Origin of the sequence: Streptomyces sp. BR123 (assembly GCF_013401435.1) — a bacterium.
GTDB lineage: Bacteria > Actinomycetota > Actinomycetes > Streptomycetales > Streptomycetaceae > Streptomyces.
The window spans coordinates 1-8,884 of the sequence record NZ_JACBGN010000292.1 but is presented as its reverse complement, the minus strand read 5'-3'; the positions used below and the strand labels follow the sequence as shown (position 1 = coordinate 8,884).

6 protein-coding genes and 1 pseudogene are annotated in these 8,884 nt (G+C 74.2%); 2 read left to right on the top strand and 5 right to left on the bottom strand.

Annotated elements, in window-relative coordinates; all coding sequences use genetic code 11:
• The 3 genes from HYE82_RS30170 to HYE82_RS30160 all read right to left on the bottom strand — a co-directional run.
• Nucleotides 1-962, bottom strand: a 962-nt coding sequence (locus tag HYE82_RS30170) for a vanadium-dependent haloperoxidase (RefSeq protein ID WP_179177368.1), incomplete at its 3' end; no start/stop codon positions are given.
• A gap of 455 nt (nt 963-1,417) precedes the next feature.
• Nucleotides 1,418-2,293 carry a S1 family peptidase gene (locus tag HYE82_RS30165; RefSeq protein WP_179177367.1) on the bottom strand — a complete coding sequence of 292 codons (876 nt, stop codon included), beginning with the start codon at nt 2,291-2,293 and terminating at the stop codon, nt 1,418-1,420.
• Between the two features lie 491 nt (nt 2,294-2,784).
• Nucleotides 2,785-4,143 carry a DUF5685 family protein gene (locus HYE82_RS30160; RefSeq protein WP_179177366.1) on the bottom strand — a complete coding sequence of 453 codons (1,359 nt, stop codon included), beginning with the start codon at nt 4,141-4,143 and terminating at the stop codon, nt 2,785-2,787.
• Between the two features lie 290 nt (nt 4,144-4,433).
• Here HYE82_RS30160 and HYE82_RS30155 point away from each other — a divergent pair, with 290 nt between their 5' ends.
• Nucleotides 4,434-4,883 (top strand): cell division protein SepF, encoded by a 450-nt coding sequence (locus HYE82_RS30155; protein WP_179177365.1) that lies wholly within the window; start codon nt 4,434-4,436, stop codon nt 4,881-4,883.
• 9 nt (nt 4,884-4,892) lie between these two features.
• On the opposite strand, the gene HYE82_RS30150 is transcribed toward HYE82_RS30155, so the two are convergent.
• Entirely contained in the window at nt 4,893-6,062 is a 1,170-nt protein-coding gene (locus tag HYE82_RS30150; protein WP_179177364.1) for an acyl-CoA dehydrogenase family protein, read from the bottom strand.
• Between the two features lie 29 nt (nt 6,063-6,091).
• On the bottom strand, nt 6,092-7,924 hold the full coding sequence (locus HYE82_RS30145) for an MFS transporter (protein ID WP_179177363.1): 1,833 nt from the start codon (nt 7,922-7,924) through the stop codon (nt 6,092-6,094).
• A gap of 298 nt (nt 7,925-8,222) precedes the next feature.
• Between HYE82_RS30145 and HYE82_RS30140 the strand changes: the two are divergent.
• Nucleotides 8,223-8,884, top strand: a pseudogene (locus HYE82_RS30140) (hypothetical protein); the annotation flags it as partial.

The following is an 8,884-nucleotide window of genomic DNA, read 5'->3' as shown; positions in this document are numbered from 1 at the left end:
GTCTGGTGCAGCGGGGTCCAGGCCGGGTCGGGGGCGATGGAGCCGGTCCGGATCGCGGTGACGGGGCGCCAGCGGGTGTGGGCGTACTTGCTGTCGGAGGTGGCGATCTGCGTGTCGACCAGGGCGGCGTGGTAGAGGGCGACCAGCTCCGCCCGGCCGGCGGCCGAGCGGTGCGAGCGGGTCACGGCCACCCGCAGCGGCTCGGTGTAGAGGGTCAGCGAGGAGCCGTACCAGAACTCGGCGGTCTCGGTCTGGCGCGGGGTGCGCACGGTGCTGTCGGCCTTCCCGTAGGCCCGCACCTCGGCCAGGTCGGCCCGGTAGCGCCGGGAGTCGAGCGCGGGCGGCGGGCCGAGCCGGTACTGGGACGGGGAGTCCAGCAGGAAGGGCTTCGCGACACGGTTGCCGTACTGGACGGCGGGGGCGTACCCGTCGGGTGTCGGCTGCCACGCTCCGGGCGCGGCGGACGGCACGGCGAAGGAGGCGTTCACGGACTCCGGGTCGAGTCCGTCGCCCTCGCGCTCGGCGAGCGCGGCCCGCGCCTGGCGGGCCCCGGCGGCGACGCCCCGGGATTCGGCGGGGCCGTCGGGGATCCGGTCGAGGGTGGCGGCGAGGGCGGCGTCGAGCCGGGGAGCGTGGGCGGGGGCGAGGGAGACCAGGGCGTCGTGGACGGCGGAGGCGACCGCGGCGTCCTGGAAGGCGGCCCGGTCGCGGCCGGCGGGGGCCTCCCGGGCGGCCCGGGCGGCGGCGAGCCAGCTGATCGCCCAGGTGCGACTGTTGGTGATCTGGGTCGGCGCCCCCGCGGCGGCGACGGTCTGCACGGTGGTGTCGTACCACGCGCTGACGACGGCCCCGCCGCCGTCAGCGACCGGGGCCGGGGCGGCCTGGGCGGCCGGGACGGCGGCCGTGGCGGCCAGCGCCAGAGCGGCGCCGAGGGACAGCAGGGCAGAGCGGGACGGCTTCACGGACACTCCTGGTTGAGGACGACACGGCGACCGGCAATGCGCCCCGACGCTAACCATCCGTCACAGAGCGGCACAACGGCCGCAATCCGCCACCCCGGTTCCGAAAGAAGACCTTCGCCCCGCCGCCCCACCCACGCCGCACGACGGTCCGCCCGGCACCGGCTCGGTCCGTGAGGGTGCTCCCGGCCCTCTCCCGCCCGGGCCTGCGCCCGCCCGAAGGCCGCGAAGGCCGGCCGCCCGTCCACCTCGGCGGTGAACGGCCAGGGGTTGCGCCGGATGCGCCGGATGCGCCGCTGCTCCAGGGAGGGGCCGGAGCCTTCCCGGCCGGGTCGCACGTCGCTCACGACGGCCCCGTGTTCCGCAGAGGCCGAGCCCCCGCCCGGAAGTCTTCAGTTCGGGCGGGGGCTCATGGTCGAGTCCGGTGCGAGCGGCTTCCGTCAGGGCCGCGGCAGGCGTCAGTAGACGCTGACCCCGTAGGCGTTCAGGGCCTCGACGACCGGCTGGAAGAAGGTCGTCCCGCCCGTGGTGCAGTTGCCGCTGCCACCGGAGGTGAGGCCGACGGCACGGGTGCCGGAGTAGAGCGGGCCGCCGCTGTCGCCCGGTTCGGCGCAGACGTTGGTGCGGATCATGCCGTAGACGATGTCGCCGCCGCCGTAGTTCACGGTGGCGTTGAGGCCGGTCACGGACCCGCTGTGGGTGCCGGTGGTGGAACCGCGCCGGGTCACGGACATGCCGACGGTGGCGTTGACGGCGCTGGTGATGTCCTGGCTGCCGACGGTTCCGGGGCGGGCGAGGGAGGCGTTGTCGTGTCGGACCAGGCCGTAGTCGTTGTTCGGGAAGCTGGAGCCCACGGTCGGGCCGATCGCCGTGGTGCGCGAGGAGTTCGTCCACCAGGTGCCCGCGCCGTCGGTGCAGTGGCCGGCGGTCAGCATGTAGTAGGTGCTGCCGCTTCGCACGTTGAAGCCGAGCGAGCAGCGCCAGCTCGACGCGTACACCGCGTCGCCGCCGGAGATCAGCTTGCTCAGGGTGCCGGGGATGCGCTCGATGCGCAGGGCGGCGGCGTCGTCTCCGGCTTCCGTGCGGATCCTGGCGAGGTCCGCCGCGGTGACGGTGGAGTCGGCGGCGACCACCAGGGTCCCGTTGGCAGGGTCGGTGTACCAGGCGGTTCCGGCGACGTCGGCGCGCTCGACGGCGGCGCCGGCCGAGGCGAGCCGGGCCGCGCTGAAGCCGTCGTCGGCGTTCGCGACGGTGGGGGCGGCGAGCCCGGCGACGGCAGCCAGGCCGGCGGCCACCGCCAGCAGACGGGTACGGGTGATGCTCTTGATCCTCACTTCTCGTCCTCCCGGGAGGGATCGGGGGCCCGGCGGACGTGGGGGAGCCGGGGCCCGTGAGGCGCAGCCGGGGGTACGGCGGGCGCACTGGTTTTCGTCGTGCCCCTGACAACCTCCCGGACAGTCGCTGTCGGGAGTGTCGTGGCACCGGTCTCGGGCTGGCAAGGGCATCTTTCGGCCTCCGTCCGCCCGCCGCCGGGCCGTCGCGGGAGCGTCTGCGACTTCGTTCATGCCGCTCAGCCCTTCCACACCGGCCCCGGCGGGAACCGCGCTGTAGGCCGTCCGGGCCTGCACCCGCCTGCACGCACGACGCCTGACGGCGGATCGGCGGCCCGCCGCACCGCGCGGCCCGCCTCCGCCTCCCCGGCGTTCCCCGCCTCTCCCGTCTCCCCGGCCCACCGGGTCTCCCGGCTCGCCGAGCCTCCCCGTCCTCCCGGCCGTACCGGCCCTTCCAGCCGTCCCGGTCTCCCGGTTCTTGCGGTTCTTACGGGTCAGCTGCAGCCGCAGTCGCAGTTGCAGTCGCAGCAGCCGCCACCACCACCGGCGTCACCGCCGCCGCCGCTGCTGCTGCTGCAGCTCCGGCAGCAGCTGCAGTCGCAGCACTCGCAGGCGTCGCACCACGGGTCCCGCTTCTTCCGGGACCACGGGCCCTCGTGGTCCGTGCAGCACAATTGGCAGGTGCAGAACAGCCCCACGGCCACCGCGCAGCCTGCGAGCAGCCCGCGCCGCGGCTTCTGCGGCGGCATACCGGGACCGCCCGGGCCCATGGGCGGCGGCATACCGGGACCGCCCGGGCCGCCCGGGCCCCCGCCGTACGGGCCGCCGCCGTACGGGCCGCCGCCGTAAGGGCCCCCACCGGGCGGGTTCCCCCCGTACGGGTTGCCGCCGTGGGGGCCGTGACCCCCGTACGGGTTGCCGCCGGGCGGGCCGTAGCCCTGCGGCGGCGCTCCGAAGCCGCCCTGCCCGGCCGCGTTCACGGCCGTGTGGCGGCAGGAGCCGGTGCCGAAGGCCCGGTCCACCGAGGTCCGCAGCTCGTGCACCAGCAGCCGGTGGGCCAGGCCGCCGTCCACGAACTCGACCTCCTGCAGGGCGAGCCGGATGCCGTGGAGGGCGTCGTCGCACAGCCGCCGGGCCTCGGCGAGCGGGGTCCCGGTCGCGGTCAGGGGGTTCCAGGCGCCCTTCTCGGCGTCCGCGGCCTGGTCCTCGACGGCGTCCAGCAGGTGCGCGAGCCGGCCGAAGTACCGTCCGGCCTCGGCGAGCGGGGCGGCGTTGCCCGGGCGTCCGGCCAGCGAAGCGGTGTGGGCGAAAGCGGCGGCCGTCGCGGTCTCCGTGGGCTCGGTCACCACGAGCACCGGGGTGCCCGTGCCGGCCAGCGCCTCGATGTCCGTCTGCCGGTCCACGGCGTCGAGGAGGACCGCGGTGTCGAAGCCGAGCGAGGCGCCGGTGCGGGCGCCCGCGCGGTCCCAGCCGCGGGCCACCCGGCGCGCGGCGGCAGCGATCGGGGCGCGGGCCAACAGCCCGTCCCGGTCGGCCACGTGGTCCCGCACCTTCGCCGAGGCGAGTACGAGCGAGACCGCGGCCGCGAGCCGCGCACCCTCGCCGTTGGCCACGGCGGCCGTGCGCATGCCGCGCAGCGGGCAGGGGCCGGCGGTGCGGCGGGCGCCGGGGGCGGGACCGGACTGAGCCTCCGTCAGGACGGATATGAGCAGCCCGTCGTAGTTGGTCACGATCCGGGCGAACTGTCCGTGATCTCCGCGAAGTGCCAGGCAGAGCCCGCAGAGATGGGCCGTCCACTCCGTCTTGAAGCGCTCCCCGAGCCGGTGCGCACACGGTCTGACAATGCCGAACAAATCAGGTCCCCCGAGTGTCAATCGCTTGCGAGAGGGGCATCGTACCGAGCCGGACCGGTCACCCGTCCGCCCCTGCCGCCCACCCGGACGGCGGCATTCGTCGTATTTTCACTCAGTCAGCAGTCGGGCCGGTCACGATGCTGACGGTGCAACGGATGTTCTGCACCAGTACCGTCACGAAAACCCTGCGCGGCGGCTATCCACTTGGCGCGTTGTCAGCATCATGGACGACCATAGGGACAGCGACAGCGGAGAGAAACAGACTGACCGCGGTGAGAGAGGAGGCGTCCATGGGTTCGGTACGCAAGGCGAGCGCTTGGCTGGGTCTCGTGGAGGACAGCGACGACGAGCGCTACTACGACGACGACTACGCGGAAGCCCCGCACGGTTCCGTCGCGGGACCGGGCGACCAGTGGGTCACCGACCCCCGGGTGAGGGTGGCGTCGGAGTCGGCCGTCGAGCAGGGCCGCCGGATCGCCACGGTCACGCCGGACGGCTTCCGCGACGCGCGCGCCATCGGCGAGCTGTTCCGCGAGGGCGTCCCGGTGATCGTGAACCTCTCGCTGATGGACCCGGCCGACGCCAAGCGCGTGGTCGACTTCGCGGCCGGCCTCACCTTCGGCCTGCGCGGTTCAATCGAACGGGTGGCAACCAGGGTCTTCCTGCTGACCCCGGCCGACACCCAGATCGTGAGCGGCGAGTCCGGCGGCCGGTCCCGCGACTTCTTCAACCAGAACTGAGGCAGGGCCTCACCGGAAGGCGTCGAGCCCGGTGAGCGCCTTGCCCAGCACCAGCTGGTGCATCTCCACGGTGCCCTCATAGGTGAGCACCGACTCCAGGTTGGTGGCGTGCCGCATGACGGGGTACTCGAGCGAGATCCCGTTGGCACCGAGGATCGTCCGCGCGGTGCGGCAGATGTCGATGGCCTCGCGGACGTTGTTGAGCTTGCCGAAGCTGATCTGTTCCGGCCGCAGGGTTCCGGCGTCCATACGGCGGCCGAGGTGGTGGGCGAGCAGGATGCCCTTGTGGAGCTCCAGCGCCATGTCGGCGAGCTTGGCCTGGGTGAGCTGGAAGCCGCCGATCGGCCGGCCGAACTGCTCCCGCGTCCGCGCGTAGTCGAGCGCGGCCTCGAAACTGGCGCGCGCCGCGCCCATCGATCCCCAGACGATCCCGTACCGCGCGTGGCTGAGACAGCCCAGCGGCCCCTTGAGCCCCGTGACCCCCGGCAGCACCGCGTCGGCGGGCAGCCGTACGTCGTCCATGACCAGCTCGCTGGTGACCGAGGCGCGCAGCGACCACTTGTGCTTGATCTCGGGCGCCGAGAAGCCCACCGAGTCGGCGGGCACGGCGAAGCCGCGGATCCCCTCGTCGGTCTGCGCCCAGACCACCGCCACCGCAGCCACGGACCCGTTGGTGATCCACATCTTGCGGCCGTTCAGGATCCAGTCGGAGCCGTCGCGCTTGGCGTACGTGCGCATGGCCGCGGGGTCGGAGCCGATGTCGGGTTCGGTCAGCCCGAAGCAGCCGATCAGCTCGCCGGCCGCCATGCCGGGGAGCCAGCGCTGCTTCTGCTCCTCCGAGCCGTACTTCCAGATCGCGTACATGGCGAGGGAGCCCTGGACGGAGACCAGCGAGCGGATCCCGGAGTCGGCGGCCTCCAGCTCCAGGCAGGCGAGCCCGTACTGCACGGCGGTGGCGCCGGCGCAGCCGTACCCCTGCAGGGACATGCCGAGGGCCCCGAGGGAGCCGAGCTCGCGGGCCAGCTCGCGGATCACCGGCAGCTCGCCGGTCTCGTACCACTCGGCGATGTGCGGGAGGACGCGGTCGGCGGCCCAGCCGCGGACGGTGTCGCGGATGGCGAGGTCCTCGGGGCTGAGGAGCTCGTCGAGCCCGAGCGGATCGGTGGGTACGAAGGACACGGGGCCTCCCGGCGGGCCAGAGGGTAAACCTAGCGGTGCAAGTTTGACCTCGCCGCCGCTCCCGGTCCACCCCCGGCCGGGCCGGCGAAGGCGTCACGGCCGGTACGCGCCGGGCCGGGGATCCGCGGGCTCTCGCCCGCCGGTGCGGCCGCGGTCCGGGCGGGACGGCCGGCGGGCCCGGCGCCCGGCTCCGCGGGCGGGTCCGTCTTCGCGGCGCCGTCGGTACCGGCGTCGTCGTCTGCGGCGCCGGCGTCGTCGCGGGCGTCGGTGCATTCCATGACCCGCGGCAGCTTCAGCGCCATCACGGCCCCCGCGAGCAGCAGGGCGGCGCTGACCGCCAGCGTGAGGTGCAGGCCCTGTACGAACGAGTGGCGTGCCGCGTCGACCAGCGACTCTCCCGCGGCGCCGCCCAGCTGTCCGGCGATCTGGTAGGCCTCGCCGAGGGAGTTCGCGGCGCCCTTGGCGTCCTCGGGCGACACGCCGGGCACGTCCAGCAGCCCCGGCGCGTAGGCGGCGTTCATGACGCTGCCGAGCAGGGCGATGCCCATGCCCGCGCCCAGCTGGTACGAGGTCTCGCCTATGGAGGCCGCCCCGCCCGCCGTCTCCGCGGGCGCCTCGCTCAGCATCGACTCGTACGCGGCGAAGAGGGTGGTCTGGAGCCCGAAGCCGAGCAGGACGAACCCGACGGTGAGCAGGACGGGCCGGTCGTGCTCTCCCATGAGCGTCAGCAGCAGCACGGCGAAGGCGGTGAGCACGAAGCCCAGCGACACCATCGTGCGCGGCCCGATCCGGGCCAGGGTGTACGAGCCGGTGGCCCCGGCGGCCATGGCCGCGAAGGTCAGCGGCAGCAGGCGCAGCCCGGTCTCCAGGGGGCTCAGTTCGAGCACGAGCTGGAGGTACTGGACGGCGAGGAGCTCCAGGCCGACCAGGGCCAGCATGGCGAGCACGATGCAGCCGACGGAGGTGGAGAAGGCGGCGCGCGCGAACATCCGCATGTCGATCAGCGGGTGCGCACGGCGCTTCTGCCGGCGGGTGAACAGGACGAGCAGGACCACGCCGAGAAGCAGCGGCAGCAGCGATTCGGCGTCGAGGAGCCGTCGCTCGGCACCGAGCCGCTTGACCCCGAGGACCACGCCGAGCACACCGCCCGCGGCCATCAGCGCGCCGACCACGTCCCACGGCCCGTCGGCGGCGCCCTTGGACTCGGGCAGCAGCCAGCGCCCGAGCGGCAGGATCAGGGCCATGAGCGGGATGTTGATCAGGAAGACCGAGCCCCACCAGAAGTGCTCGATGAGGAAGCCGCCGAGGACCGGGCCGCTGGCCGCGCCGATCGCGGCGACGGCGGTCCAGATGCCGATGGCCAGGGCCCGCTCGCGGCGGTCGGGAAAGACCTGGCGCAGGATCGACAGGGTGGCCGGCATGATCATCGCGCCGCCGACGCCGAGCAGGGCGCGGGCGACGATGAGGACCTGGGCGTGGTCGGCGAAGGCGGCGAGGGCGGAGGCCGCGCCGAAGAGGGTGTAGCCGAACAGGAGTATCCGGCGGCGTCCGATCCGGTCGCCGAGGGTGCCGAAGAGGATCAGCAGCGCGGCGCACACCAGCGGGTACGCGTCGACGATCCACAGGAGCTCCACGGAGCCGGGGCGCAGGTCCTCGGTGACGGAGGGGACGGCGACGTGCAGGATCGTCGCGTCGAGCGCGACGAGGACCAGGCTGACGCACAGGACCGCGAGGACGACCCAGCGGTTGGTCCCGCCGGATGCCGCGCGCAGCCGCGCCCCGAGGGGCGCGCGGTCGGCGGCGCCGCCGGGGGTGTGTCTGCTGTCGGCGGTCCTGCGGTCGGCCGCGTTGGTCCCCGACATGCATGTACCTCCCAGATGAATCGCTCGCACTCGGCGGACCAGCGTCTCGGCGGAGCCGCCGTGGTGTGCACGGGGCGGCGTCCTACGGGGTCCGGCATCGACATGCGAGTGAACGGTCAGCGTACGCGAGTCCGCTTGTGCGGCACGTGGTCAAGCTCTCATCGCGGCGGCGGCCGCGGTGTGGTGTACGCCACTCGCCCCACCCGACCCCTCCTCACCCTTCCTCCGCGTACACGCCCGGTCACGGCACGTGGTTCTGCCCCGCGGGCGGCCGGGGGCGCCACCGATAATCATGCCTGTGAAAGATCATGCTTTTCGCCGGGCCGCGCCCGCTCTGGCCGTCTTCGCGGCGGTCCGGCTGCTCGGGCTGGGCGTGCTGGCGGCGTGGGGGGCGGCGGCGGGCAGCAGCCCGCACACGCTGCTGTCCGCGCGCTGGGATTCCCTCTGGTACGCCCGCATCGCCGCCGAGGGGTACGGCTACGAGGTGGTCCTGCCGGGCGGGGCCGTCCACTCGAACCTGGCGTTCTTCCCGCTGCTGCCCTGGCTGGAGCGGCCGGTCTCGGCGGTGACGGGGCTGGGGTACGGCTCGGCGGGCCTGGTGGTCTCGGCGGTGGCGGGGCTCGCCGCGGCCTGGGGGATCTTCGCGGTCACCGACCTGGTGTGCGCCCGGCGGGAGCTCGGTGTCGACGGGCGCCGGGCGGGGGTGTTCGCGGCGGGGATCTGGGCCGCGCTGCCCGTCGGCATCGTGCAGTCCATGGCGTACAGCGAGTCGCTGTTCACGGCGCTGGCCGCCTGGGCGCTGTACGCGGCCCTGCGCGGCCGGTGGCCGGCGGCCGGACTGCTCGCGGCGGGGGCGGGGCTGACCCGCCCGGTCGGTGCCGCGGTGGTCGCGGCGGTGTGGGTGGCGCTCGCCCTGGCCTGGCGGCGCGGCGAGCGGTCCTGGCGGATGGCGGTGGGGGC

Excerpts from the sequence above, each read along its gene's own strand:
- HYE82_RS30155 (WP_179177365.1), top strand. The coding sequence starts at position 4,434 with ATGGGTTCGGTACGCAAGGCGAGCGCTTGGCTGGGTCTCGTGGAGGAC.
- HYE82_RS30145 (WP_179177363.1), bottom strand. The coding sequence starts at position 7,924 with ATGTCGGGGACCAACGCGGCCGACCGCAGGACCGCCGACAGCAGACAC.